This is a genomic window from Deltaproteobacteria bacterium, from assembly GCA_022340465.1.
GTDB lineage: Bacteria > Desulfobacterota > Desulfobacteria > Desulfobacterales > B30-G6 > JAJDNW01.
In genome coordinates this window covers 34,859-60,642 of sequence record JAJDNW010000087.1, presented here as the reverse complement: position 1 = coordinate 60,642, position 25,784 = coordinate 34,859, and the positions used below count along the sequence as shown (strand labels likewise).

23 protein-coding genes and 1 tRNA gene are annotated in these 25,784 nt (G+C 57.4%); 12 read left to right on the top strand and 12 right to left on the bottom strand.

Annotated features, from left to right (window positions below; genetic code table 11):
• Positions 1–430 precede the first annotated feature (430 nt).
• The 4 genes from LJE94_13175 to LJE94_13160 form a co-directional block, all read right to left on the bottom strand.
• A complete protein-coding gene (locus tag LJE94_13175; protein MCG6911060.1) occupies positions 431–1,147 on the bottom strand; it encodes an NYN domain-containing protein in 717 nt (238 codons plus the stop codon).
• Positions 1,148–1,267: 120 nt separating this feature from the next.
• Entirely contained in the window at positions 1,268–1,645 is a 378-nt protein-coding gene (locus LJE94_13170) for a type II toxin-antitoxin system VapC family toxin (GenBank protein MCG6911059.1), read from the bottom strand.
• Positions 1,635–1,877: a type II toxin-antitoxin system Phd/YefM family antitoxin gene (locus LJE94_13165; GenBank protein ID MCG6911058.1), complete on the bottom strand. Its 243-nt coding sequence runs from the start codon at positions 1,875–1,877 to the stop codon at positions 1,635–1,637. The genes LJE94_13170 and LJE94_13165 overlap by 11 nt, the downstream gene beginning before the upstream one ends.
• Before the next feature lie 321 nt (positions 1,878–2,198).
• A tRNA-Leu gene (locus LJE94_13160) sits at positions 2,199–2,285 on the bottom strand.
• Between the two features lie 105 nt (positions 2,286–2,390).
• Between LJE94_13160 and LJE94_13155 the strand changes: the two genes are divergently transcribed.
• The 11 genes from LJE94_13155 to LJE94_13105 all read left to right on the top strand — a co-directional run bounded on the left by LJE94_13155 (position 2,391) and on the right by LJE94_13105 (position 14,369).
• A complete protein-coding gene (locus LJE94_13155) occupies positions 2,391–3,323 on the top strand; it encodes a bifunctional riboflavin kinase/FAD synthetase (GenBank protein ID MCG6911057.1) in 933 nt (310 codons plus the stop codon).
• A gap of 66 nt (positions 3,324–3,389) precedes the next feature.
• Positions 3,390–4,490: a flippase-like domain-containing protein gene (locus LJE94_13150; protein ID MCG6911056.1), complete on the top strand. Its 1,101-nt coding sequence runs from the start codon at positions 3,390–3,392 to the stop codon at positions 4,488–4,490.
• A 124-nt stretch (positions 4,491–4,614) separates the two neighbouring features.
• Positions 4,615–5,127, top strand: a complete 513-nt coding sequence (gene def / locus LJE94_13145) for a peptide deformylase (protein ID MCG6911055.1) — start codon at positions 4,615–4,617, stop codon at positions 5,125–5,127.
• Positions 5,128–5,161: 34 nt separating this feature from the next.
• Positions 5,162–6,076 (top strand): methionyl-tRNA formyltransferase, encoded by a 915-nt coding sequence (gene fmt, locus LJE94_13140; protein MCG6911054.1) that lies wholly within the window; start codon positions 5,162–5,164, stop codon positions 6,074–6,076.
• Entirely contained in the window at positions 6,073–7,434 is a 1,362-nt protein-coding gene (gene rsmB / locus LJE94_13135; GenBank protein MCG6911053.1) for a 16S rRNA (cytosine(967)-C(5))-methyltransferase RsmB, read from the top strand. Before fmt ends, rsmB begins: the two co-directional genes overlap by 4 nt.
• Positions 7,431–8,405 (top strand): PASTA domain-containing protein, encoded by a 975-nt coding sequence (locus tag LJE94_13130; protein MCG6911052.1) that lies wholly within the window; start codon positions 7,431–7,433, stop codon positions 8,403–8,405. The genes rsmB and LJE94_13130 overlap by 4 nt, the downstream gene beginning before the upstream one ends.
• A gap of 55 nt (positions 8,406–8,460) precedes the next feature.
• Entirely contained in the window at positions 8,461–9,117 is a 657-nt protein-coding gene (gene rpe, locus LJE94_13125; GenBank protein ID MCG6911051.1) for a ribulose-phosphate 3-epimerase, read from the top strand.
• Between the two features lie 173 nt (positions 9,118–9,290).
• Positions 9,291–10,988: a GAF domain-containing protein gene (locus LJE94_13120; protein ID MCG6911050.1), complete on the top strand. Its 1,698-nt coding sequence runs from the start codon at positions 9,291–9,293 to the stop codon at positions 10,986–10,988.
• Between the two features lie 173 nt (positions 10,989–11,161).
• Positions 11,162–12,289 (top strand): SPFH domain-containing protein, encoded by a 1,128-nt coding sequence (locus LJE94_13115; GenBank protein MCG6911049.1) that lies wholly within the window; start codon positions 11,162–11,164, stop codon positions 12,287–12,289.
• Positions 12,290–12,344: 55 nt separating this feature from the next.
• Positions 12,345–13,625, top strand: a complete 1,281-nt coding sequence (locus tag LJE94_13110) for a hypothetical protein (GenBank protein ID MCG6911048.1) — start codon at positions 12,345–12,347, stop codon at positions 13,623–13,625.
• Between the two features lie 351 nt (positions 13,626–13,976).
• Positions 13,977–14,369: a hypothetical protein gene (locus tag LJE94_13105; GenBank protein ID MCG6911047.1), complete on the top strand. Its 393-nt coding sequence runs from the start codon at positions 13,977–13,979 to the stop codon at positions 14,367–14,369.
• 149 nt (positions 14,370–14,518) lie between these two features.
• Here LJE94_13105 and katG read toward each other — a convergent pair whose 3' ends face one another.
• From katG to LJE94_13065, 8 genes are all read right to left on the bottom strand, one after another.
• Positions 14,519–16,729: a catalase/peroxidase HPI gene (gene katG, locus LJE94_13100; protein MCG6911046.1), complete on the bottom strand. Its 2,211-nt coding sequence runs from the start codon at positions 16,727–16,729 to the stop codon at positions 14,519–14,521.
• A gap of 91 nt (positions 16,730–16,820) precedes the next feature.
• Entirely contained in the window at positions 16,821–17,210 is a 390-nt protein-coding gene (locus LJE94_13095) for a transcriptional repressor (protein MCG6911045.1), read from the bottom strand.
• Between the two features lie 117 nt (positions 17,211–17,327).
• Complete coding sequence (locus LJE94_13090) at positions 17,328–18,734, bottom strand: CoA-binding protein (protein ID MCG6911044.1); 1,407 nt, start codon at positions 18,732–18,734, stop codon at positions 17,328–17,330.
• Between the two features lie 14 nt (positions 18,735–18,748).
• The gene (locus LJE94_13085) at positions 18,749–20,038 is read right to left on the bottom strand and encodes an MFS transporter (protein MCG6911043.1); all 1,290 of its coding nucleotides are present in this window, start codon (positions 20,036–20,038) and stop codon (positions 18,749–18,751) included.
• A 44-nt stretch (positions 20,039–20,082) separates the two neighbouring features.
• Entirely contained in the window at positions 20,083–21,372 is a 1,290-nt protein-coding gene (locus LJE94_13080) for an amidohydrolase family protein (GenBank protein ID MCG6911042.1), read from the bottom strand.
• A 24-nt stretch (positions 21,373–21,396) separates the two neighbouring features.
• Positions 21,397–22,251, bottom strand: a complete 855-nt coding sequence (locus tag LJE94_13075; protein ID MCG6911041.1) for an alpha/beta fold hydrolase — start codon at positions 22,249–22,251, stop codon at positions 21,397–21,399.
• Between the two features lie 143 nt (positions 22,252–22,394).
• Positions 22,395–23,642 (bottom strand): competence/damage-inducible protein A, encoded by a 1,248-nt coding sequence (locus tag LJE94_13070; protein ID MCG6911040.1) that lies wholly within the window; start codon positions 23,640–23,642, stop codon positions 22,395–22,397.
• Between the two features lie 113 nt (positions 23,643–23,755).
• Positions 23,756–24,343, bottom strand: coding sequence for a hypothetical protein (locus LJE94_13065; GenBank protein ID MCG6911039.1), 588 nt, complete (start codon positions 24,341–24,343; stop codon positions 23,756–23,758).
• A 226-nt stretch (positions 24,344–24,569) separates the two neighbouring features.
• Here LJE94_13065 and LJE94_13060 point away from each other — a divergent pair, with 226 nt between their 5' ends.
• The gene (locus LJE94_13060; protein ID MCG6911038.1) at positions 24,570–25,736 is read left to right on the top strand and encodes a M20 family metallopeptidase; all 1,167 of its coding nucleotides are present in this window, start codon (positions 24,570–24,572) and stop codon (positions 25,734–25,736) included.
• The last annotated feature ends 48 nt before the right edge of the window (positions 25,737–25,784 follow it).

Genomic DNA, 25,784 nt, shown 5'->3' with positions numbered 1-25,784 from the left:
TCCCATAGCCGGATATATTTCTTCCCCTCCCGCAGTTCACCCCTCACCTTCTCCAGATGCCGGAGCGTTGCGATCTCTCTTTCAAGATCGGACGGCGTTATTTGCAGTCTCTCCGATATGATTCCTGGTTCCGTCCCACCGGTTTCCTTTAATACCTGTAGTATCTTTGATTGAGTCTCGGTAAGCTCAACACAGGATCCACCCTCCTTTGAAAAAGATTTGGCACTGTACACTGCCCATGGATCACACGCTTTGGCGGGCGAAAGGACGTCGATATAGCAATCCTCGCATAACGCTTGCCCATGCAATTCCCTTTCTTCCCCCGCTTCGATATTCTCTTTACATCTATCACATATCATCTGGTTACCTCCCTGACGCCACCTCGTTAGCCTGGCGCATCTCAATCGCAGACGTCTGCATAGCATGTAATTCAAGTTGACTTTTTCTTGCGTAGATCCCTCACCATATACGTATGCCCCGGCCCGCGTTTGAGTTCAAACAAATCGATGGCCTTGAAAAGGCTGCTGAGATTTTTGTAGCCATAGTTCCTGCTGTCAAAAGAGGTTTTGTTGGATATATGCGATCCCACGGGGCCGAGAGCAGCCCAGCCATTGTCCTCTTCGGTAGCTTCAACTGCCTGCCTGAGCAGATTGATGAGTTTTGTATCGGATTTGATATTCTTGGATTTTGTCTTTGATGTACCGTCTTGTTTCGATTCCTGATCCAAAAATAAAAACTTGGAGCAGGCATTCACGAATGGCGAAGGGGTTTTGCGCTCACCGAACCCCAAAACAACTTTTCCTTCGGCAAGGGCACGGGTAACCATCGGCGTAAAATCACAATCGGATGAAACGAAACACATCACATCGATGTCCTTTGTATACATCACATCCATGGCATCGATAACAAGTGCGATATCCGACGCATTTTTTCCCTTTGATAGGTCATACTGCTGCACCGGCTGAATGGCATATTCATGCAAAAGCTCTTCCCAGGGCTTCAGAGAGGGGTTCTTCCAATTTCCATATGCTTTTCTAATCGTCACAACACCATATTTTGCCACTTCACTGAGAACGTCTTCAAACTTGCTCGCCGGCGCATTGTCGGCATCTATGAACAATGCAATTTTCTGTTTTGATTCATCCATGTTACGCTGCACCTCATGTAGATACCCGGGTTCGTAGGACCCGGCACTGGTTTCACCCTGTAAGGGTGTTGGACACTTGATTATTGGACATTGGATACTAGAATTTCCGGTTTATCCGGCTTAGGGTTTAAAGACCTTTAGTTGAAGTTCTTTTAAAGCTTTGAAACGCTTGGCATTGCTTGAAGCAAGTATCAGGCCGTTTTCAACAGCGGTAGCCGCACTGATTGCATCTCCCGATCTGATCCCGGAAGACAAGGTATATTCTTCAATGTAAATAGAGGCACGATGGCCGATGTTCTCCGTCAACGGTAGCACGGTGAAGCCGAAAGACGATAAAAAGTCTTTTACATACTTGTGTTGGATTTTATTTCCAGCACCTTGCAAAAGTTCCATATACGTTTGAACGGAGAGGAATCGCTCATTCGACTTTTCCATCATTTTTGCCGCTTTTTCATTGCCTCTCTGGGCCCAGATGAAAGTATCCGTATCAAATATCATTGTATCTCGATCCCCTCAATGCACCCATTACATCCTGCACTGATTTTCCGTTGTCCTGGGACGACATGCCAAAAAAAGGATGGTCCGTCATTTTCAGTTTGGATTTCTTTCCTGAAGGAATTAAGAACCCTTTAACTTTTCCCCGGTAGAGGACAGTGACTTTTTCATTTCTTTCAAGGGCTTTTAGCACATCGTTCATTTTATATCTCAAATCGACAATCGACGCTTTCATGACCTCCCTCCCATTTCTTATGTATAACTTAACTATACATTTTAGAAATAAAATTTTCAATATGTATTTATCACAGAAACCATCGCTTTTTTCTCAGGCAAGGAAGATCGGGCGATATAATCTCATTCTCTGTGTGCCCTAACGAAGTGGGCCAGAAATATGTAGCCCGCTTTCTTATGGGTGTCCGCAGACAGCTGGATCTGCAAACTGAATCTGCGAAAAGCGGTAAAAAAAAAGGAATGGGCGAATGCGTTAGGCGGGTCCAAAAAGCATTCAGGGGAGCCGGACTTGCCAACTCCCCTGAATGACTTATTGTTTTGTTGGTGCCGAAGGCGAGACTCGAACTCGCACGAGGGAACCCTCACTAGACCCTGAACCTAGCGCGTCTACCAGTTCCGCCACTTCGGCACGGACGCAACCAATCCCAGAAAAGGATTGATTAAATGCGTAAGATGCACTAAATATAATTTTTTAATTTTGATGTCAAGCCTATAATTCACCCGGGATCAATTTATGCAACTCATTGAAAATCTTGACGATATAGAAGAACCGTTCCCAAACGCCGTCATCACCATCGGAAATTTCGACGGCGTCCACATCGGGCATCAGGCCCTTTTTCAGGAGGTCATCGAGCGGGCCGATGCCATCGGCGGGACATCCATCGCCATGACCTTCGAACCCCACCCGATCCGCGTGCTCAAGCAGAACGGCAATCCGCCCCTGATCACCCTATACGACCAAAAGGTCGAGCTTATCGAAAAATCCGGCATGGACGTGCTGATCGCCGTGCCGTTCGACCATGACTTCGCCGACGTCACGGCCAAGGAATTTGTCCTGGACATCCTCATCAAACGCATCGGCGCCCGCATCATCGTGGTGGGGAAAGATTACACCTTTGGTAAAAATCGTGAGGGGAACCTGAACCTCCTGCGATCCTATGCGGAAGCGCTGGACATTCAGGTGGTGACTGTGGACTGGATTCCCGTAGCGAATCAGGATGAGAACCGAATCAGCAGCACCCGCATCCGGCAACTGGTGATGGACGGACAGGTGGCCAAGGCCCAGAAACTCCTCGGGCGTCATTACCAGATAAAAGGCATGGTCGTGACAGGACGCAACCGCGGGGGCAAATTGCTGGGTTTTCCCACCGCCAACATCAACCTTCACGATGAGCTGAGTCCCAAACTCGGCGTCTATGCCGTTACCGTCGAGTGCATGGGAGCCACCCACAAGGGTGTCGCCAACATCGGTTTCAGCCCGACCTTCGACGACCACATGTTTACGGTGGAAGTGCACATACTCGATTTCGACAGCGACATCTACGCCCAAGAGATCCGCATAAATTTCATCCAGCGGATCAGGGATGAAATCAAGTTTGCCAACATAGAGGAACTCTCCGAGCAGATCACGAAAGATATCGCCATCGCGCGCGGCATACTTAAGTAAAAAATCATAGCTCAGAGGATCAGGGTTTATATGCTGGCATAAAATTCTGTGCCACGATTTTATTACATGAACATTAAATGGATCACATCGCTGCTTTTAGGCATCGTCATATCGATCGGCGGGCTTTACCTGGCATTCCGGAACGTTCCCCTGGCAGAGCTCTTGAATTATCTGGCGTCCATCGATTATATCTGGCTCTTGCCTTCGGTCGCCCTGGTCATCCTCAGTTTTGTCTTCAGGGTGCTGCGCTGGCGGATCATCCTCGGATCGATCCGCCAGATCGATTTCTGGCCGGCCTTTCACCCGCTGATGATCGCCTTCATGATCAACACCATTCTGCCCGGCAGAGTCGGTGAACTGGTCAGGCCGGCCATTCTGCAGAAGCGGACGGGCGTGCCTTACAGTTCGGGACTGGCCACGGTAGCAGCGGAAAGAGCCTTCGACCTGGTCATCATCGTCATCCTTTTTTTCGCGGTCATGAGCACCGTACAAATCGACCCGGAGTTCGGCATGGCCTTCGGCGGCAATCAGCTCAACAAAGAAACCCTGGAAGCGATCACGGCGGGGCTGGCGAAACTCAGCCTGGTCCTGACTGCCTGTATAGCGCTGGTCAGCATCGATACCTGTCGCCGGTGGATCGGAAAAGGGATCGCCCATGCCCCCGCCTATCTGCTTTTTTTTGTGGGGAAGGAGCGCCGGGGCAAGCTCGCAGCCAAAGTCAGCCTTCGGCTGGTGGCGCTGCTGGAAGGGGTTGCCTCGGGTTTTTCCATGGTCAGGTCCCCCCTGAAAATAACGGTGACCCTGCTGCTTTCAGCGCTGATCTGGATCCTGGCCGCCCTGTCCTACGCGGTGTTTGCCCTGGGTTGCCCGGGCATTACGGTCAATTTGATTGAAATGACCGCGGTCATGGTTATTGTGTGTATTTTCATAGCGCTTCCTTCGGTCCCGGGGTACTGGGGACTGTGGGAAGCCGGAGGCATATTCGCTCTCACGCTGTTCGGCGTGGCTCATAACGAAGCGGCGGGGTTCACCCTGGCGAACCATGCCCTTCAGGTGATCCCGGTGATGGTCATCGGTGCCATATCGGCCTGGATCACCGGTATCAATATCTGGCGCACTTCGATTGACAAGGCCACGAAGAACGCGCATAAAGAGGATTTAGGTTGAGCGAGGAACAACCGCTTTTATTGACATGTAGTTCGGGGCATTCGCCTGTGCTTTGGACTGTCCGCAGTTCAGGGCGTTCGCCCTGTTGAAACCTGGTATTTGAGTACGTTGCGAGACAAACGACATGACACAGCTGAAAATCGTTACCTATCCGGACAAATTTCTCAAGGAACCTACAAAACCCGTCGAAAACATCGACGGTAAGCTGATAGAAAGCATCGGCGACATGGGCGAAACCATGTACGCCGCCCCGGGCGTCGGTCTGGCGGCCATCCAGGTGGGCATCGACAAGAGCTTCATCGTCTACGACGTCTCACCCGGTGATGAAAGGGGCAAACTGAGCGTGCTCATCAACCCCAGGATCGTGGAAAGGGAAGGGGAAATCATCTCCGAAAACGAAGGCTGCCTGAGCGTGCCCGATTACCGGGCGGATGTCAAACGCCATGCCTCGGTAATCGTGGAAGGTTATGACGACAACGAAAAGCCGGTGCGAATCGAAGCCCACGACCTTCTTGCCATCGTGCTGCAGCACGAAATCGATCATCTCGAAGGACGCCTGTTCATCGACCGCATCAGCTCGCTGAAACGGCAGATCTACAAACGCCGTGTTAAAAAGCAGTTGAAAAGGGAGGAGTAGCATCGTAGCACCGCGGACATACAGAATCGCCTTCATGGGCACACCCGGCTTTGCCGTGCCGTCTCTGGATGCGCTGCACCGTAGCAGGCACGAAATAACCCTGGTGGTAACGCAGCCGGATCGCCCCAAGGGGCGCGGCCGCAAGCTGACGGCGCCGCCGGTAAAAACGGCTGCCCGGAAATTCGGGTACGAGGTTATCCAACCGGAATCCGTCAAAACCGACGCATTCGCCCGGACCGTCCTGGACCTGAATCCCGACATCATTGTGGTCATCGCCTTCGGACACATCATTCCCAAAGCCGTTCTGGCAACCGCGCGGGAGGGCGCAATCAACCTGCACGCCTCCCTCCTGCCCAAGTACCGTGGACCGGCGCCGATTCAGTGGGCCATCATCAACGGTGAAGCGGAATCCGGGGTTACCACCATGTTCATGGATGAAGGGATGGATACCGGCGACATTCTCCTGTCGCACAGCGTCGCGATCGGCAGCCGCGACACATCGGGAACGCTCCACGACACGCTCGCGGAAACAGGCGCCGAACTGGTGCTGGAAACCCTTGACCGCATGGCGGCCGGCACCCTCAGCCCCCGTCCTCAGGACGACCGCAGGGCGACCTACGCCCCCATGCTGAAAAAAAAGGACGGCCGTATCGATTGGAACCTGCCCGCAAAAAAGATAGAAAGTCTCATCCGCGGCGTCAATCCCTGGCCGGGCGCCCACACATTCTGCGATGACCAGCGCCTCAAGATTCATTTGGCCCGGCAACTAGACGCACAAACGGACGCCGAGCCGGGCACCGTGCTGGTCGGCTTCCCCGGCGAACTGAGGATCGCCACCGGACGGGGTACGCTTTTACTGGAAGAGATTCAGGGGGCATCCGGAAAATGCCTCTTGATCAAGGACTTCCTGTGCGGTTGCCACATCAAACCGGGGTCGAAACTCACATGAAGGACATCGCCCGCCAAAGCGCACTGAAGATACTGAACATCGTAGAGGGGTCCCAACGACCGCTGGATGCCGTCGTGGACGAGCACCTGCCCGAGGGAAGCGCTCTCCTGAAAAGAGACCGCGCCTTCATTCAAACCATCGTATACGGCACCCTCAGGTGGCGCGGGCGCATCGACTGGGTTATCGCCCATTTTTCCAGCGTCAAGATCCACCGCATCGACCCCAAGATTCTCAATATCCTGCGCATGGGCCTCTTCCAGATCATGTTCCTGGACAGGGTGCCCGTTTCGGCCGCCGTCAACACCGCCGTGGAACTGTCCAAGTCCGTGGCCGAGCCCTACGTGGTGAAATTCGCCAATGCCGTCCTGAGAAAAGCCGCCGCCGGCCACACCCAAGTGCCCTTTCCCGCTTTTGAAAAAGACCCGGCGGCATCCATCGCCGCCAGGCACAGTTTCCCGCAGTGGCTGGTGGAAAGATGGCTCGAACGATTCGGGCCGGAGGAGTGCACGCGCCTCTGCAGTTTTGTCAACACCATTCCGCCGATCACCGTGCGCGCCAACAGTCTCAAAACGGATCGCAACGAACTCAAAGAAGCCCTGGAAAAAGACACGGAAAGCGCCGTGCCGACACGCTCGTCACCGGTGGGGATATCGATTACCGGGCCCAGGCTTCCCATCCCGAAAATGAGCGCCTACCGGAAAGGATGGTTCCAGGTGCAGGACGAAGCCGCCCAGCTGGTTTCCATCTTTCTCTCCCCCGAGCCCGGGGAGCGCATCATGGACGCCTGCGCCGGCCTGGGGGGCAAAACCGGTCACATTGCCCAGCTGATGCACAACAGGGGAAAAATCATCGCCGCCGACAAGGACCGTTGTAAACTCAGCCAGCTGCGCACCGAAATGATGCACCTGGGCATCTCCATGGTGACGACCCGGATGCTGGATCTGGAGCGCCCCCCCGCGGAGGCCGGCCCCGCCCAAGGATTCGACCGCATCCTGCTGGATGCCCCCTGCTCCGGGCTGGGGGTTTTGCGCCGCAACCCGGATGCAAAATGGGTTTCCGCCAAAAGGAACCTAACCGCTTTCAAAGAGCGCCAGGTATCCTTCCTGACGCAAGCGGCTCAGCTGTTGAAAACCGGAGGCACGCTGCTCTACACGGTGTGCAGCATGGAACCTGAAGAAAACGAAGCCGTTGTGTCGGCTTTTCTGGAGAAACATACGGACTACGCGGTCGATGCGGACAGACAGTCCTTCCCGGATGCCGTAAAACCGTTCGTGGACCGGCAGGGTTTTTTCAGAACCTTCCCTCATGCCCACAACATGGACGGTTTTTTCGCCGCCCGTCTGAAACGAATCAGATGATTCTGCGGTCTGCAAAATATATCATTCTGATAACCGCCTTGTTAGGGGTGACCGCCGTCAGTGCCTACCTGACCCTCATCTTCCTGATAAAAAGTGAAGACAGTGTCATCGTTCCCGACCTGGTGGGCAGAGACGTCATCTACGCACTTGAAATCCTGACGGACCTGGGCCTGAACATCAAAGTCAAGGGGTCCGAATACAGTGGCGATATCGCAAAAAACCACGTAATCTTCCAGGAGCCCGGACCGGGTGCTGAAATAAAAGTGGGCCGGGATGTCAGGATATTGCTTTCCAAGGGCACTAAAAACATTCTAATGCCCAACCTGAAAGGGCTTTCGATCCGCCATGCCAACCTGGCGATTCAGGAGAACGGGCTTTGCCAGGGCCGGACATCCTATACCCACTACGGCCAGAGCCTCGCCCGGGATGCCGTTATCTCCCAGGTCCCCGGGCCTGATCAATGGGTGAACCGCGGAAGCTGCGTTGACCTGCTCGTCAGCCTGGGGCCCCGCCCGCGCGCCTTTGAAATGAGAAAGCTCGAGGGGCTTTCCCTGGATGAAGCCGTCTACCTGGTCGAACAGAGCAACCTGGCCGTCGGCAACATCAAATATGCCTATGACAGGAGCAAAGCGGAGCACACCATCATTGACCAAATGCCGAAATACGGCTACAGAATAACGGAAAAAGAAACGGTGGACCTGGTCGTCAACCGAAACCCCGCCGGGCAGAAACGGGTCGCGGGGCAGGACGAATTCTCCCAGGGGGTTTTCGTCCATCGTTTGGCGCCCGGATTTTTCAAGAGGCGCGTGCAGGTCAAACTGGAGCTATCCGGCATAACCGGCGAGATCTTCGATGAACTGGTAGAGCCGGGAAAAGAGGTGTGGCTGATAGTGCCGACCAGTACGCCCGCCACGCTTTTCTGCTATGTCGACGGGGAGCTGGTTCGCACGCAGCGGTATAGCCCGGACTAACAGACTGCGAGACGAATGACCAGAGGACAGGTTGTCAAAGAAAGGAGAAGCGTTAATGAAATTGATAGCACCGTCGATACTGTCGGCCGATTTTTCTCAACTGGGCAATGAAATCAGGGCGGTCGAGGCGGCCGGCGCCGACTGGATCCACATTGACGTCATGGATGGTCATTTCGTACCCAATATAACCATTGGGCCGCTGGTAGTGGAAGCCGTGCGCAGGGTAACGTCCCTGCCCCTCGACGTCCATCTGATGATAGAGAACCCGGAGAGGTACATCACGGCGTTCGCCGAAGCGGGCGCCGACACAATCACCGTTCAGGTGGAAGCCTGTGTCCACCTCAACCGGGTGATCCAAATGATCCACAGCACCGGCGCCAAGGCCGGTGCTGTCCTGAACCCCTCGACCGCTTTGTCGACCCTCGAGTGGGAGCTCGAAACCCTCGACATCGTCATGGTCATGAGCGTGAACCCCGGTTTCGGGGGGCAGACCTTTATCCCCTCCTCGCTCGCCAAGGCAGCGCAACTGCGGCGGCTGATAGATCAAAAGGGGCTGCCGACCCTCATCGAAATTGACGGGGGAGTCAACCGTAAAACCATAAAAGATATTGCGGATGCCGGCGTGGATGTCTTTGTGGCCGGTTCGGCCATTTTCGGAAGCACCGACTATGCCGAAACCATCAACGACTTTCGCAAACGCATTGCCCGATAAATTCCCACTCGCACATTTATCTCATCGTTGAGGTTTACAAGCCGGGCGCGATTATGCTATTTTCCCGGCCATACCACCTTCAGGAAAAATTGACTACTTCCCACGGCAAGCTTGAGGGAGTATGCGCCCGTTATCTCGGTCCAAAACCACCGCGGCAATCGAGGGAAAAGGCCATGACCATTTCGAACGATTCTCGACCCATTGAAAGAGATGAGGACGCCCGGGAGTCTCGCAGGGACCCCGGCGAAGCGGGCCGCCCCCTGGACACCGCCCTTCTGCGCCACATCAGCAGAACGGCCCGTATCGGGATCGCCCTCTCGGTAGAAAAGGACATCAACAAACTGCTGGAAATGATCGTGGACGAAACCCGCGATTTGACCAACGCCGATGCGGGGACACTCTACATCCTCGACCGGGACCAGCGCTGCCTGACGTTTCAGATAATGCAAAACGACACCATGGATACGCGGCTGGGAGGCACCAGCGGAAAGGCCATCGATCTGCCCCACGTCCCCCTGTATACCGACAACGGCGAAGCCAACTACGCCAATGTATCCTCCTACGTGGCCCTGACCGGCAACGCCGTCAACATTCCGGACGTATACCGGGCCGAAGGATTCGATTTCACCGGCCCACGGAATTATGACGCCTCCACGGGCTACCGGTCGAAATCGATGCTGGTCATGGCGCTCCAAAACCACGAAAACGAGATCATCGGTGTACTGCAGCTCCTGAATGCCCAAGACCCGGTCACGGGGGAGGTCATCGCCTTTTCCGACGAATACGTGGACCTGGTGGCTTCGCTGGCCTCGCAGGCGGCGGTGGCACTGACCAACACCCAATTGATCCAGGACCTGACCGACCTGTTTTACTCCTTCATCAAGGGCATTGCCACGGCCATCGATGAAAAATCATCTTACACGGGCGGTCATATCAACCGGGTGGTCTCCATCGCCAAGATGATCGCACAAGAAATCAATGACGCCGAAAAAGGCCCTTTCAAAGATTTCTCCTTCTCCAAGGATGAAATGGAGGAGCTGATGCTGGCCGCCTGGATGCACGATGTCGGCAAAATCACCACCCCGGAATACGTGGTGGACAAGGCCACAAAACTGGAAACCATCTTCGACCGCATAAACCTCGTCGAATCGAGATTTCGCCTCATCGAACAAACGATCGAAAACGACCTGTTGAAGCAAAAGGTCGCCCTGATGCAAAAAGCACCGGGCGAAGCCGCCCCTGCCCTGGAAAAAGCCGAGAAAAAAGCGACTGAACGCCTGAGGGCCGTGAGGGAAGACTTCCATGCGGTCCGGCGCGCCAACACGCCGGAAGAGTTCATGGGCCGGGAAAAAATAGAGCTCATAAAGACCATCGCCAAAAAAACGTTTGTCCACGCCGGGAAGAAGACACCCTACCTCACGGCGGACGAGCGCCACAACCTGTGCATCAGCAAAGGGACCCTCACCGGTGAGGAACGGCAGGTGATCGAAAACCACGCCAGCATGACCTTGAAGATTCTCAACGAACTGACATTCCCGCGCAAATTTTCCAGAGTACCGGAATTCGCCGCGGGGCATCACGAAAAGCTGAACGGAACTGGCTATCCCCGGAAGTTAAAGGATAACGAGCTGGCCCTCCAGACGCGCATTCTGGCGATTGCCGATATCTTCGAAGCGCTCACCGCCAAGGACCGACCCTACAAACAGCCGATGAAGCTTTCTCAGGCGGTAAAAATCCTCGATTCCATGGTTCGGGATCACCTCATCGACGCCGACATCTTCAACCTGGCGCTGGAAAGCGATATCTTTACGGATTACGCCCAAAAGAACATGGACCCGAGCCAAATCGACGAACCGGGCGCAACCGATTGATACCGTTCAAGTGCCGCCAATGCCGAAGCACAAACCGGATGCTGGAACGTTATCATCAAATCAGCGACCTCCGGCAGAGCCTCGAGGTATGAGGAGGACCCCCTCGAAAGGGCCTGGATTGCCGTTGCCGCTGATTTGTTTCACCAATCGTCACAACTGTTGGAGGAGATATAATGGGAACCGACAACGTGGTCTTTTTGGAAAACCTGGAATGGTTCGACGAAACAGGCCGGCAGCTTGTTCACCGGCTGCCGGAAAAGGGATCCGGTGAAATCAAATGGGGCGCCCAGCTGACGGTGAGGGAAAGCCAGGCCGGGGTGTTCTTTTACAAAGGTAAAGCTGTCGAGGCCTTCGGCCCGGGGCGGCACACCTTGAAAACCGGTAATATCCCCCTGCTGACAAAGATCGTCAGCCTTCCCTGGGCCCTGCAAAGCCCCTTGCGAGCGGAAATGTACTTCGTAAACCTGAAGGTCTTTACGGACCTGAAATGGGGGACCAGGGACCCCGTTGCCTTCAAGGACTCGGAACTGGGGTTGATACGCCTGCGGGCCTTTGGCGTTTTCAACCTGCAAGTGGTGCAGCCGGTCCTATTCATCAACAGCATGGTGGGAACCCAGGGCATTTTCACCACCGAAGCGATCGAAACGTACCTAAACCGGGTGATCGTCGCGCGCTTTAACGACTATATGGGAGAAACCATCGACTCCATCCTGAACCTGCCGGCCCGATATGATGAACTGTCCGAAGGGCTGGCCCAGCGTCTTGGGAAGGATTTCAGCCACTTCGGCCTGGGCCTCACCCACCTGTACATGAATGCCATCACACCGCCGCCCGAGGTGCAGAAGGCCATCGACGACCGCAGCCGCATGGGTGTTTTCGACGACATGAACAAACTCATGCAGATGAAGGCCGCCATGGCCATGGAAAAAGCCTCCGAAGCGGAGGGTGGCGACACCGGCGGCACCATGGGCATGGGCATGGGGCTGATGATGCCCGCCATGTTTGCCCAATACTTTACCGGAGAAAAAGGCAAGGCGCCGGACCCGGGTGCAACCACGTCCTGCCAGGAGTGTCGCAGCGACATCCCGATCAACGCCAAATTCTGTCCATACTGCGGCCATCAGCAACTGGTCATCAAGCAGTGCAGCCACTGCGGGAAAAACCTGACGGCCAATGCCAAGTTCTGCTCACGCTGCGGGAAGCCCGCAGAGGAGAAACCCGAGCCCAAATTCTGTTCCCGGTGCGGCGGTGAGAACATGGCGGATTCCAAATTTTGCGGCAGCTGCGGGGAGAAATTGTAAGTTATAGCTGACAGCTAGTTGCTGACAGCTCATAGCATACCATCAGCTGTCGGCTATGAGCTATCAGCGCCGTCACCGGCAATCCGACGGCCAACTAAAGGATGTCGTTATCCAACTACGCATCGACCATCAGTGCCCCCAGTGCGGCGCACCGGCAATCCTGGAAGAAACGGACCGTTTGTTCACCTGCGAGTTCTGCCGGGTCAAATCCTTCCTCCAGGAGCAGGGATATTTCCGTTACCTCCTGCCCTCCAGAGCCCCGCAGGGGAAATCACTGGTATGGGTACCCTACTGGCGTTTCAAGGGCATGCATTTTTCCTGTACGGAAAAGGAGGTACGCCACCGCTTCGTCGATGTCAGCCTGCGGGCTGTGGATCTCGACCCCTTCCCGCCATCCGTCGGACTGCGCAGCCAGGCCCTCAAGCTTAAATTCGTCACTCCGGAAAGCCGGGGGCTGTTCCTGAAGCCCACCGTTCCCTTTGCGAACGTGCTGAAACGCATCGAGAGGCGTTTCGCCAGCCAGCAGCCCGAACCGGTCGTTCACAAGGCCCACATCGGCGAAAGCCTGAGCGTCATCTACGCCCCGTTTCACATTGACCGGAAGCTTTACGACGGTGTCCTCAACAGGCCGATAGCATCCGCAATGCCGGATAACTTCGACTTGTCAAAATCTCCTGAATGGCGCCGTAAAAAGGGCATCACGTTCCTGCCGACCCTGTGCCCGCACTGCGGGTGGGATCTCGAAGGCCAGCGGGACTCGCTGGTGCTTCACTGCGACAATTGCGCGTCGGTCTGGCGACCCCGAAAGGATGGGTTTTCCAAGCTGAACACGGCGCATATTCCGGACAGGGGCGACGATGTGATCTACCTTCCCTTCTGGCGCATCAAAGGGGAGATAGCCGGCGTCGATCTCAATTCCCATGCGGACCTCGTGCGGCTTGCCAATCTGCCTAAAATCGTCCGGCCCGCTATGGAAAAAACCCGCTTTTATTTCTGGGCCATGGCCTTCAAGGTGAGACCGCAGCTTCTGCTGAACCTGTCACGCGCGGTAACCCTCGCCCAGCCGAATGAGGGGCTTGCCGCCGGCCTACCCTCTGCTCCGCTCCACCCGGTTACCCTGCCCCTCAAAGAGGGGGTGGAGAGCCTGAAGCTGACCGTCAGCGACCTTATCAGGCCCAAATCCAGAATGGTGGAACTGATTCCCGGGATTAAAATCGTTCCCAAAAGCTTCCTCCTGATCTACATTCCTTTTCATGAAAACCATCACGACCTGGTGCAACCGACATTCAACATGTCTATCAACAAAAACATGCTGGCGCATGCGAGGCACATATAGCCCAGCAGATGCAACGCCGGGGATAACCCTCTTCCCGTTGGCGTCGAACGCATTCCGTTTCGGCCCCGGGCACCGAACGGCCGCCTTTCTCGACAGAAAACGGCAGCATAAGCAGACGCCTGCGGGAAGGCCGTCCGGTATTGTAATTTTTAAAATAATCCCCCTATTATAACAATCTAAGTTGAGCGATTGTCGAGCTTGCCGCATATGCAAGGAAGATGCTGTTTCACTATAGTGGTCTATGCGGGATAGCATCTGACGCGGTAGATTTAGGTTCGATCGGCAATCCCAACGGGTTTTTCCCTGAGCTACCTGGATGACGCCCTGCTGGTCCGCAACGCCTTTGAACTGGTGGCGAAGAATTCTTACGGCGACCTGTTCGGAAAAGTGGTCGACAAAATGAACCGTCAGGTCAAATGGGAAGAATATGTCGCCGAGGTCAAGAACGTCTATTCGGAAATGGCCAACAACTGTCTTTACTACGGGGTGAGCCAGGAAAAGGGAGTGGTGTTGAACGGCCCGCCGGGCGGCGGCAAAACCTTTCTTGCCAGAACCTGGTTGAGTGAAAACGAAGACGTTCATGACATTTCCACGAGCACGAGGTCATTCTCAGGCTGCGCTCCATGGAGTCAACGCAGGAGGAAAGGCGTGCGCGGAGTTTTTTCGGCACCGTCAGGGATATGGTTCAGAAAAACAGGTAGAAGTCAGACGTCAGAATACAGAAGTCAGGGGTCAGACGTCTAACGCCTCATGTTTCACAACTCATGTCTCACCATTCACGACTTGACACGGGGTTTGACAAGGCCCGCCAATCGCGAGGCGATCGGCGGGCCTTGTTTGGGGGGTATGGCGTTGGCTCGTGGATCTCCATCCCGCTTCTGACGCCAAGTTGCTCAGGCAAGGTCAAAGCGGTCTAGGTTCATCACCTTGTTCCACGCCGCCACAAAGTCGTGCACGAATTTTTCCTGGGAGTCCCCGCTCCCGTAGACCTCCGCCAGGGCACGAAGCTGGGAGTTCGAACCGAAGATCAGGTCGACGCGGGTACCGGTCCACTTGCGTTCGCCCGTTGTCCGGTCACGGCCCTCGAACACGTCTTCGTCGTCCGGGGTTGCCTGCCACGCCGTGTTCATGTCGAGCAGATTCACGAAGAAGTCATTGGTGAGCGTCTCCGGCCGCTCGGTGAAGACGCCGTGCCGGCTCTGTCCGAAATTGGCGTTCAAGGCGCGCATGCCGCCAACGAGAACCGTCATCTCGGGAGCGGTCAGCGTCAAAAGCTGCGCCCGGTCGACCAGCAGTTCCTCCGCCGACACGCTGTATTTGCCTTTGAGGTAGTTCCGGAAACCGTCGGCAACCGGTTCGAGCACGGCGAACGACTCCGCGTCGGTTTGTTCCTGCGACGCATCCGTGCGTCCCGGTGTGAAGGGAACGGTCACATCGGTGCCGGCGTTCTTCGCAGCCTGCTCGACACCGGCGCATCCCCCCAGGACGATCACGTCGGCGAGCGACACCTTTTTCCCGCCGGACTGTGCGCCGTTAAACGCCTCCTGGATTCCTTCGAGGGTCTCCAGCACTGAGGCGAGTTGCTCAGGCTGGTTGACGGCCCAATCCTTTTGCGGTGCGAGACGGATGCGCGCCCCGTTGGCACCGCCGCGCATATCGGAGCCGCGGAACGTGGACGCCGACGCCCAGGCGGTCGAGACCAGTTCCGGAATCGACAGGCCCGACTCGAGGAGCTTGCCTTTGAGGTCGGCGATGTCCTGGGCGTCGATCAGCTCATGATCGACCGCGGGCACCGGGTCTTGCCAGATCAGTTCCTCCGCCGGGACCTCCGGGCCGAGATAGCGTGAACGGGGGCCCATGTCACGGTGGGTCAGCTTGAACCAGGCCCGGGCAAAAGCATCCGCGAACTCGCCGGGGTTGTCCAGGTAGCGTCGCGCGATCGGTTCGTAGATCGGGTCGAAGCGCAGGGAAAGGTCCGCCGTGGTCATCATCGGCCGATGCTTCTTCGACGAATCGTGCGCGTCAACCACCATGTCCTCCTCGTCCACGTCCTTGGCCAGCCACTGATTCGCGCCGGCCGGGCTCTTGACCAGTTCCCATTCGTATTTGAACAGCACTTTCAGGTAGCCCATGTCCCATTGGGTCGGGTTGGGCTTCCAGGCGCCCTCGATGCCGCTGCCGATGGTGTCGCCGCCCTTCCCGCTGCCGAAGCTGCTCTTCCAGCCGAGGCCCTGCTCTTCGATACCCGCCGCTTCGGGTTCCGGGCCGACCTGCGCGGCATCGCCCGCGCCATGACACTTGCCGAAGGTGTGCCCGCCGGCGACCAGCGCGACAGTCTCTTCGTCGTTCATGGCCATGCGGGCAAAGGTCTCGCGAACGTCACGGCCGGAGGCGACCGGATCCGGGTTGCCGTCCGGGCCTTCCGGATTCACGTAGATCAGGCCCATCTGCACGGCGGCCAGGGGGTTTTCCAAATCCCGGTCGCCGCTGTAGCGGCTCTTGGGCTTGTCGCTCGTGGCCAGCCATTCTTCTTCGGCTCCCCAGTAAACGTCCTCTTCCGGCTCCCAGATGTCCACACGCCCGCCGCCGAAGCCGAAGGTCTTGAACCCCATCGATTCCAGGGCGCAGTTGCCGGCCAGGATCATGAGATCGGCCCACGAGATCTTCTTGCCGTATTTCTGTTTGATCGGCCACAGCAGGCGCCGCGCCTTGTCAAGGTTCACATTGTCCGGCCAGCTGTTGAGGGGCGCAAAGCGCTGGTTCCCCGACCCCGCGCCCCCACGGCCGTCCCCCATGCGGTAGGTGCCTGCACTGTGCCACGCCATCCGGATAAAGAGTCCCCCGTAGTGACCGTAATCGGCCGGCCACCATTCCTGGGAGTCCGTCATCAGCGCATAAAGGTCCTGCTTGACGGCCTCAAAGTCGAGTTTTTTAAATTCCTCGGCGTAGTTGAACCCTTGGCCCATGGGATTGCCCAGATAAGAGTGCTGATGAAGAATCCTGAGATTCAACTGGTTCGGCCACCAGTCGCGATTCGATGTGCCGCCACCGGCCACCTGTCTGCTTGACCGGCCCGTTACCGGGCATTTGCTGTCGTCACTCATAATGCTCCTCCTTTCTTTTGCCTGCATGGAACGTCTCAAATTGCATTCTCGACATTTGAAACCCTCCGGGATCTTCAGGTTCACCGTGCACTTATGTCGCGGCGCATTGGTGGCATATTCCCTTCACTTCTACCTGGGTCACTTCCGCACGACCGATTCCTCGAGCCGCTCGCGGCGGCTTCACTCTGTTCAGATCTTCGCTGTGAAAATCGCGTGTCAATCCGCACCGGGTACAGATGAAATGATGATGACGACGGAGATTGGCCTCGAAACGGGCTCTCTCCTGCTGGGGCCCCAGCATTTTGATCAACCCGAGGCCTTTCAGCCACCAGAGCGTCCGGTAAACCGTATCCAGGGATAGGGTGGGCATCCGTTGGCGTACACCCCGGAACACCGTCTCTGCGTCGGGATGGTCCGCACGCCGCGCCACTTCACGAAAAATTTCCAGGCGCTGAGGGGTTCGTTTGGCGCCCGACCGCATGCATGCCTCATTGAAGCGCGCCAACCGTTTTTTCGACTTCCTGCCCGGGAATTTTCATACTATATTCCTCATCAAGAATTATTTCCTAATTAGACTATATGTCGGAAACGATCCTTGTCAACAGCGCACGGCCAGCAATTGAAAGGCCCTCACGGCCCTCTCGGGGGTGAGAAAACACGGCACCCTGTGTTGCCCCAACCGTTCAACAATGGCGCGGTTTTCGGCATTTTTTGACAGGGACCCGACCGTAACCGCAAAGACCGGCTTGGGTTGCGACACCACCACCCGGATGATGTCGTCCAGTCCCTGCGTCGTCTGGAGCGCCCCGACGATCACAATCAGGCCGTCCACCGAGTCGTCCGCCAGGACGGTTTCGATGGTCCGCCAGACAAGCTCCGGATTGGTGGCGGCGCTGCCGGTCATATCGACGGGATTGCGCCACGAGGCAATGGGCGGCAGAATGCGCGACAACTTCTCGGCAGTGCCATTGCCCAAAGTCGCCATCTCCAAACCGGCTTCCAATGCGGCGTCACAGGCGGCCACGCCCGGTGCGCCCGGGCCGGTGACCACGGCCAAACGCCCGCCCCGGGGGCGCCGGCCGCAGGTAAAGGCCATGGTACCGTCGATGAGATCTCCGTAGGAACGCGCCTCCACGACGCCCACCTGCCGGCAAAGCCCGCTCAGGACGGCATCGCTGCCGGCCATGGCACCGGTGTGGGAAAAGGCCGCCTCCCTGCCCCGGGGCGTCCTTCCGGTGCGGAACATCACCACCGGTTTTTTCCCCTCACGATCCTTGAGCAGCTGAAAAAAACGCCGTGGCCGGCGAATCTGCTCCACATACATGGCCACGACCGCGGTGTCCGGGTCGCGCAGTAAATATTCCAGATAGTCGCACAGATCCAGGTCCGCCTCGTTCCCCGCGGCAATCAGCGTGGAAAATCCACCCCCCCTCTCCAGGCACCTGAAATACAAGGTCTCGCAAACAGACCCGCTCTGGGACACGACACCGATACCGCCCGGTTCGGATCCGCCCATATCCGAGGAAAAAGAAGCGTTCAGTCTGGACCGGACATCGATGATTCCGATGGTATTGGGCCCGATGAGCCGGACCCCGGCCTGTCGGGCGACCCGCAGGAGTTCCCCCTGGAGAGCCCTTCCCTCCGGGCCTGTTTCGGCAAACCCTCCGGCGATGACGGCCGCGCAGGCCACACCTTTTCTGCCCAGGGTTTCCAGCGTCTCCGGCACCCTGTTCCCGGGGACGGCCACAATGCCGAGATCCACCGGTTCCGGCAGGCGTTCGACATCGGTGATCACATCCAGTCCGAGCAAATTCCCGCCTTTGGGGTTCACCGGGTAAATCGCACCGGGAAATCCGCCGCTGATCAAGGACTGCAGGATCCAGTGGCCCAGGTTGTTTTCCCGGGAGGAGGCACCGACGACGGCGACCGCCCGTGGGTGCAAAGCGCGTCCGAGAGCCCCGGCGGCCCCGGGTTCGGTATCGTTGGCGTTTTGTCTTGGTTTCATCGTATCTTCTCCCGTCAACTCGCATTCTGCCGGCAATACGTTTCCCGTGTAAACAACAGTAGCAGCAGTGACAGGGCGATCCAGCAAAGCATGAGGGTGAAACCGGCTTGAAACGACCGCAACCCGTACACCCTCACCCCCTGCTGCAGCGCCCCTTCCCAACGGGTGTCGAGAACCCAGCCGACCGCAGGCTGCAGCACCATCGGTCCGGTCATGAGGCCGGTATTGACAACGCCGGAAACCGTTCCCGCCAGGGCAGGCGGTACCGTCTCCTTGGCAAAAACGAAACTGAGCACCGCCACACCGGAGCTGAATCCGGTAACAATCAGCAGCACCAGGAGGCTGAATACGGAGGTGCCGCGGGCATAGGTGATCAACATCCAACCGACGAAGGCCGTGGCCGTCATCGCCAGATAGAGCGGCTTTCGCCTGCCGATGCGGTCGGAGAGCCACCCCGACACCGGCCCCCCGATTGCCATGGCCACCATTAGGGTGGAAGTCAGGGCGGCGGCGTGAGGCTTCGACAGACCGTAGCGGGCTGTCAGGAAGGGGACCCCCCACAAGCCGGAAAAGGTAAGCACGCTTCCCAGGATACCGGCGGGGATAATGAAAAGAAGCAGCACATTGCGGTAGCGCAAGACTTCCGGAATGCCTTGCAGGATTTCCCGGAAGGTCGGCCTTTGCCGGCCGCTGTCGGCTTCCAGGTAATCGTCGAAACCTTTTTCGTGCGGATAATCCCTGACAAATATCCATATCAGAGCGGCCACGGCAAACAAAATCACCGACGAAAGGATGATGCCGCTGCGCCATCCCAAAAGGTTCACGAGCCAGCGCAGCGGCGTCCCGGCCGATACCGCGCCGACGATCCCCACCATCAGTGCGACGCCCGACAGCGTGGCATAATGACGCGCCGGGAACCAGCTGCTGGTAAGCTTCAAAATTGCGACCCAGGCGACGGCCACGGAGCCGCCGATAAGCAGTCTGCCGACGCCGGCCCACATCAAGCTGGGCGCCAGCCCGAATATGGCGGCCCCGACGCCGGCGACAAACGCACCGCCGGCCAGCAAGCGCCGGGGCCCCCATGTGTCGGCGAGGATGCCCGTAGGGATCTGCATGGCCACGTAGCTGTAGAAATAAAAGGCGGACAGGTTGCCGAGAACGGCCGCATTGATGTCGAAAGCCTGCATGAGTTCCGTCGTGATGACCGCGGGCGCCACGCGGTGGAAAAAGGCCATCAAATACAACAGTGCTCCCAGACCCCACATCGATCCGGCCAAAAACAGTGGCGGCGTGTTTTTATGCAAGGTCCCCCCCGTTCACGGTGCAGGCGGTTTCCGCCATACCGAATTTATGCATGCACACCGCGGTCATTGGTTATCCGACAGCGGCTTTCCCCGGACCACCGCCGGCCTTCGATGAACAGCGCATCGATGGCGCCCAGGCTCTGCGGCATCGCTTCCGGCGTTCCCCTGACGGCGATAAACGTCGCCGGCGCCCCCTTTTCGATGGAACCGCCCTGCGCCATGTCTAGCAGCCGGGCGCCGATGCTGGTGGCACTTTTCACAGCCGCCTGTACGCTGAGTCCGGCCTCCATCAGAATGCCGATCTCCTCGTGCAGGAATGTCCCGTGGTTGACGCCGGGACTGCCCGCATCGGTTCCCGCGGCAATCGGAACCCCCAGCCCTGCGGCTGCGGATATCTGCTCCAGCTGGTGTTCCAGGTTTCTGCGGGCACCCTCCACCGCGGCCGGCAGGATGTCGTCCCCGGCCGCCGGTTGTTCTCCGCCCCGACTGCCGTCAACCCTTTTTTGCATGAAATCGATGTAAGCGCGCATGGTACCGGCCGTCGGCACCCATACGACCTGCCTTTCCGCCATCCGCTCCAGGTTGTCTCTCCCCATGAAGAATCCGTGCTCGATGGAATCACAGCCCGCCCTGACGGCAATATCGACGGGAACCCTTCCATTGGCGTGCACCATGGTTTTAAGTCCCATCTCTTTGGCCGCGGCAACGGCTGCGGTCATCTCTTCCAGACTGAATTGAGGCGGCGTTTCCCTGCCGAAACGCACCAGGCTGTTCAATCCCGAATTGACGATTTTGACATGGTCGACGCTTTCACGGCTGTTCCTTATGGAGCCGGAGAGACCCCGGCCCGGATCCGGCGGTCTGCCGATCAGCCTGCCGTACCGCTTTCCCCTGCGCCAGGCCCTGCCGGCCGCAGACACCGCCACGGGTAGGGCCCTCGGATCCAGGACCTCCTGTTTGTAGGCCAGGGCGTGCCCGTGCCGGTCCCCACCGTCCCTCACGGCGATGATGCCGTTTTCCAGGCATTTGCCCAAACGCCGGGTGATGGCCTCGCGGACGGTATCGAAATCCGCTTCCAGTTGTCTTTCCCTGACAACGAGGTCGTGCGTACCGGACATGAACAGGTGGACGTGACTGTCGATCAGCCCGGGCATGACCGTACAGCGGGAAAGATCTTCGACAGGTGCGATGCCGCCCGATCCCGGTGTGTCCACCCCGGCCAGGCGTTGTATGCGGCCGTCGGCAATGGTGATCAGGACGTCATTTTCCGGGGGGCGGCCGCTGCCGTCGATCAACCAGCCGGCATGCAACCGTATAATATCCTTACCAAGCATGTGGATCAATACGTCTCATTGGGCTTACTTCAGGTACCTGTCGATAAACGCTTTTACCGCGTCCCGATATCCCGGCGTCAGGCTCGAGTCGCTGTGTCCCGCTCCCGGACCAATGTACATTTCCACTTTTTCATGGACAAAGCCGGCTTTGAGTTCATGGGCAAATGCGACCGGAAATCGGCGGTCCTGTTCACCGTGAACGATCATCACCGGCATGTCGATCTCCTTTGCCAGGCGTACAGGGCTGCAGTCGTTCAGCATGCCGCCATAGAAAAGATCCATCCAGAAAAGAATCATGCGTGCAAACAGAAGCCCGAACAGCGGGTTTACCCAGCAGTAAAGGCTGTAAAGCGCCTCCTTTGTGCGGGCATAGGACGCCTCCAGGATTAGAAGCCGAACCATCTCCTTGTTCCCGGCCGCGGCGATGATGGCACCCGCCGACCCCGCCGAATGCCCATACAGGATGACCGGCTCTTTCAGCCACCGCATCACCGTCGCGATGTCCTCCGCGAATCTGGCAGCGTTCATGAATCTCTTTTTACTGGATTTGCCGTGGTCCCGGGCGCTGTGAATCACGCAGGTGAATCCCCATTCGGCAAAAATCCTGGCCCTGGGCACCATTCTGTCGCGGTTGCGTCCCCAGCCGTGGGCAAAAAGAACAATGCCCTTCGACGACCGTACCTCCGGTTCGACGCGCCAGACCTCCAGGAATCCGCCTTCCGGCGTCGGGATTCTGGTGTCCAGACACGACCCCCAGTCAGGGGCCTCTTCGACCGGATGCCGCGGAAGTTGCTGCACCAGATAGGTCAGAAAGAGCGTGAAAAGCAGATAGAACAGCGCCAAGCCAATCAGAATGAATACTACCGTCAATACCGACATCCCCCTTGCATGTTTCCCTTCCGATGCCAATGAATTGCAGGTATCCGGGCCCATAGGTTCCGGCACTGGTCTTACTCTGGACGGTGGGTGGTTGGATACCGCCTAAACCGGTTAATCCCAGCCTGGGTAACCTGGAAATAGCGCTACAATGAAAGCAGCTCCCGCCGCAGCATTTCCAGTGCCGCCATGGCAAACATGCTCTTGTTCATGGAGCGCTTGCCAAAAGGGAAAAAAAAGCGTTTCCCGACGGCTTTTTCGGGCATGGCCAGTCCGACGCATACGGTGCCCACGGGCTTTTCTTCCGTGCCGCCGCCGGGGCCGGCCACACCGGTCGTGGAGATGCCGTAGGTCGCTCCGGCTATCCTGCGCACCCCCACGGCCATCTCCCGTGCCGTCTTTTCGGAAACGGCGCCGCAGGCGTCCAGCGTCTGCGGGGAAACTCCCAGTATGTCGACCTTGGCGGCATTGGCGTAGCTGACCCCGGAAAACAGGAAATAGTCGGAGCTGCCGGCCACGTCGGTGATCCAGTTGGCGATCCGCCCGCCGGTGCAGCTTTCAGCCACGGCCAGGGTGGCCCTCTTTTCCCTCAGCAGGTTTCCCACCACATGCGGCATCCCTTTCCCTTCGGTAGAGAGCACATATTTGCCGATACGCGCGTTCACCCATGCCGCGGCCGCATCCAGAGTCTTTTCCACGTGATCGCGATCGTCTCCCTGCAGGTAGAGTTTGACGTGAATTTCGGGAAATTTGGCACGCAGCCCCAGCTTGATTTCGGGAAACTGCCGCACGACACCGGCCACCTTTTCACCCGTGACGGATTCGGTCAGCCCGAAGGTCGATATGTTCCGTACCAGGCAGTTGGTCCGCCCGTCCCCCACCGTCTTTTCGATGTCCGGGAGGACTTCCGCTGCCAGCATGCGGCGCATTTCCGGCGGAACACCGGGCAGGAAATAAAACGTGCAGTCTTCAATCCTGAGTCTGAAACCCGGTGCGGTCCCCACGGGGTTGTAAAGCGTCTTCGCGCCCCTGGGTATCCGGGCCTGCTTCCGGTTCGACGGTGTCATCACCCGGTTCCGCGTTTTGAAAAAGGCTTCTATCATGGCCAGGGCTTTTTCGTCTTCGACAAGATCCATACCGGCCGCCGATGCCGCCGCCTCGGCGGTGACGTCGTCGGTGGTGGGGCCCAGTCCGCCGGTCACGACGCCGATGTCCGCCCTGGCGGCAATTTCCCTTAAAACAGCGGCCAGTGTGTTCAAATCGTCGCCCACACAGCCGTGACGCCGGACGACGATGCCCGCCGTTTCCAGTTTATCCGCTATGTAGGCCGAATTGGTGTCCACCAGGGCTCCGGCGCGAATTTCATCACCGGTTGCCAGAATTTCCGCATTCATATGCATTTATCCTTTCACATTCGCGCAAAGCCTTTTAGCACACGTACTGCAAAAAATAAACCTAAGTCGATCGTTTCAAATTTTCGACAGGCGGGGCATACCTTGACAATCGATCAGATCAGGGCCAGGAGTCGTTCCAGGAAGGAGGTGCCGAAATAGATGCGAATCGTTTCCTTGATCCCCTCGTCGATGTCCTCCCCGGCATGTTTCCGGTTGCATGGAAAGGACGTTGCCAGGAGGTTGACGGAAAGTTCGGGCACGGGCCCGCAGGACAACGCAAGCGGCCAGAGGGAACAGCACTTCGGCTTGACGTTCACGGGGGGCATATCCATATCGACGGCCGCGGAATGAAGGGAGCACAGCGTTTCCCCCTTGCGGCCGCTGTAGGCAAACACGCAGCGTTCGTCCTCGTCGGCATCGACGATGTAGCCGCCGTCGCCATCCTCTTCGAAAACGTTGTCATCGTCTTCTTCCCTGCCGATGGAGGGCTTGTACGCTTTAACCAGGGGAAGAAAACCGACAATCGTTTTCAGTTCTTCTTCGCCGATGTGTATCCTAAAACACGAGCAGCAGTTTACCGTCTCCCTGCAGCCTTCGGGCAGACAGCGGTGACGGATCGATTTCAACGCCGTCACATCGACAAGGATGCCGTCGACTATGACGCGTTTCCCGGCGGCTTTTTCTTTTACGGATAAAGACAAGCGCCCTCCCCCTTGCGTGCGAAACATGGTTGTAGTACAATCCGACGCGGATAAACCGGAAATAATATTACCATGCGTATGATTCAGGCATATCTGATATCAAAACGCGAAGCAATTTCAAATGACCCAGTACCAAATGCGTAAACAGCCAAAAGACGAAAAACCAGATGCCAATTACGCCGCTTTCACGTTTTGAATACGTGAACATTTGAATAAGGAAAAGACGATGATCGATATTCATGCAAGTGTCGAGGCGAAAAAAACGTTTATTGTAGAAGCGAGGCGTGACCTGCACCGTATTCCGGAAACGGCCTTCGCGGAAGAAAAGACGGCACAGTACCTGTTGAAGCGCTTGGACGCCATTGACGTCGTGACGGCGTCAGGCATCGCCTCTTTCGGGATCGTTGCCCTGATGGACACGGGAAAGCCCGGGCCGACGACGCTCTTCAGAGCGGACATGGATGCGCTCCCTATCTCAGAGGCAACCGGACTTCCCTATGCGTCGACGCATGCGGGGGTCATGCACGCTTGCGGACACGACGCCCACATGGCGATGGTGCTGGGAGCGGCGGCGGTATTGGACGGCCTGCGCCCACAGTTGTGCGGCTGTATCAAGTTTCTGTTCCAGCCCGCCGAAGAAGGGCCGGGAGGGGCCAAACCCATGATCGAGGCCGGGGTCATGAACAACCCGTCGGTCGACTATGTTTTTGGCTGTCACGTCTGGCCCGACATCCCGGAGGGAACGGTGGGGATTCTGCCCGGGCCTTTCATGGCCGCCATGGACCGTTTCGACATCAAAATCCTGGGCAGAGGGGGGCACGGCGCCCAGCCGCACCACTGTGTGGATGCGCTAGAGGTGGGGACGCAGGTGGTCAATGCCCTGCAGCGTATCGTCAGCCGCCAGTCCGACCCCCTGAAGCCCACCGTGGTGACGGTCGGCACCTTCAACGCCGGAACGGCATTCAACATCATACCCGGAGAGGCGTCCCTGAGCGGCACCACCCGCACCTTCGACACCGACGTGTGGAATGCATGGGAAGCCACCATGAGAAGAATCGTCGGCGGTGTGTGTGCTTCCATGGGGGCCGACTTCGAACTGACCTACTCCCCCGGTTATCCGGTGACCGTCAACGATGCCGCCGCCGCCGCTCTGGTAAAAAAATGCGCGGAACGCGTCGTGGGAGCGGAACATATCGTAACGCCTCTGAAAACGACGGGAGGGGAGGATTTCGCTTTCTTTCTCCAAAAGGCCCCGGGCTGCTACTTTGCCCTCGGTGCCGGATACGAGGGATGTGCGGGGGTTCACAATCCGGAATTCCGGTTCAACGAAGAGATCCTCCTGACCGGCGTGGAAACCTACTGCAACATCGCCATGGAAATCAACGGCGTTTAAAGCGGATAGGGGTGCCGAGTTATTGCGTTCGTCGGGTTCGTTGAGCTA

Bases quoted from the DNA above. Each gene is read 5' to 3' on its own strand.
- LJE94_13095 (MCG6911045.1), bottom strand. From the start codon at position 17,210: ATGCGGTCGGGCGCCAAACGAACCCCTCAGCGCCTGGAAATTTTTCGT.
- katG (MCG6911046.1), bottom strand. From the start codon at position 16,729: ATGAGTGACGACAGCAAATGCCCGGTAACGGGCCGGTCAAGCAGACAG.
- LJE94_13115 (MCG6911049.1), top strand. From the start codon at position 11,162: ATGGGAACCGACAACGTGGTCTTTTTGGAAAACCTGGAATGGTTCGAC.
- rsmB (MCG6911053.1), top strand. From the start codon at position 6,073: ATGAAGGACATCGCCCGCCAAAGCGCACTGAAGATACTGAACATCGTA.
- LJE94_13120 (MCG6911050.1), top strand. From the start codon at position 9,291: ATGACCATTTCGAACGATTCTCGACCCATTGAAAGAGATGAGGACGCC.
- LJE94_13130 (MCG6911052.1), top strand. From the start codon at position 7,431: ATGATTCTGCGGTCTGCAAAATATATCATTCTGATAACCGCCTTGTTA.
- rpe (MCG6911051.1), top strand. From the start codon at position 8,461: ATGAAATTGATAGCACCGTCGATACTGTCGGCCGATTTTTCTCAACTG.
- LJE94_13060 (MCG6911038.1), top strand. From the start codon at position 24,570: ATGATCGATATTCATGCAAGTGTCGAGGCGAAAAAAACGTTTATTGTA.
- LJE94_13070 (MCG6911040.1), bottom strand. From the start codon at position 23,642: ATGAATGCGGAAATTCTGGCAACCGGTGATGAAATTCGCGCCGGAGCC.
- LJE94_13110 (MCG6911048.1), top strand. From the start codon at position 12,345: ATGAGCTATCAGCGCCGTCACCGGCAATCCGACGGCCAACTAAAGGAT.
- def (MCG6911055.1), top strand. From the start codon at position 4,615: ATGACACAGCTGAAAATCGTTACCTATCCGGACAAATTTCTCAAGGAA.
- fmt (MCG6911054.1), top strand. From the start codon at position 5,162: ATGGGCACACCCGGCTTTGCCGTGCCGTCTCTGGATGCGCTGCACCGT.
- LJE94_13080 (MCG6911042.1), bottom strand. From the start codon at position 21,372: ATGCTTGGTAAGGATATTATACGGTTGCATGCCGGCTGGTTGATCGAC.
- LJE94_13165 (MCG6911058.1), bottom strand. From the start codon at position 1,877: ATGAAAGCGTCGATTGTCGATTTGAGATATAAAATGAACGATGTGCTA.
- LJE94_13150 (MCG6911056.1), top strand. From the start codon at position 3,390: ATGAACATTAAATGGATCACATCGCTGCTTTTAGGCATCGTCATATCG.
- LJE94_13155 (MCG6911057.1), top strand. From the start codon at position 2,391: ATGCAACTCATTGAAAATCTTGACGATATAGAAGAACCGTTCCCAAAC.
- LJE94_13175 (MCG6911060.1), bottom strand. From the start codon at position 1,147: ATGGATGAATCAAAACAGAAAATTGCATTGTTCATAGATGCCGACAAT.
- LJE94_13075 (MCG6911041.1), bottom strand. From the start codon at position 22,251: ATGTCGGTATTGACGGTAGTATTCATTCTGATTGGCTTGGCGCTGTTC.
- LJE94_13170 (MCG6911059.1), bottom strand. From the start codon at position 1,645: ATGATATTTGATACGGATACTTTCATCTGGGCCCAGAGAGGCAATGAA.
- LJE94_13090 (MCG6911044.1), bottom strand. From the start codon at position 18,734: ATGAAACCAAGACAAAACGCCAACGATACCGAACCCGGGGCCGCCGGG.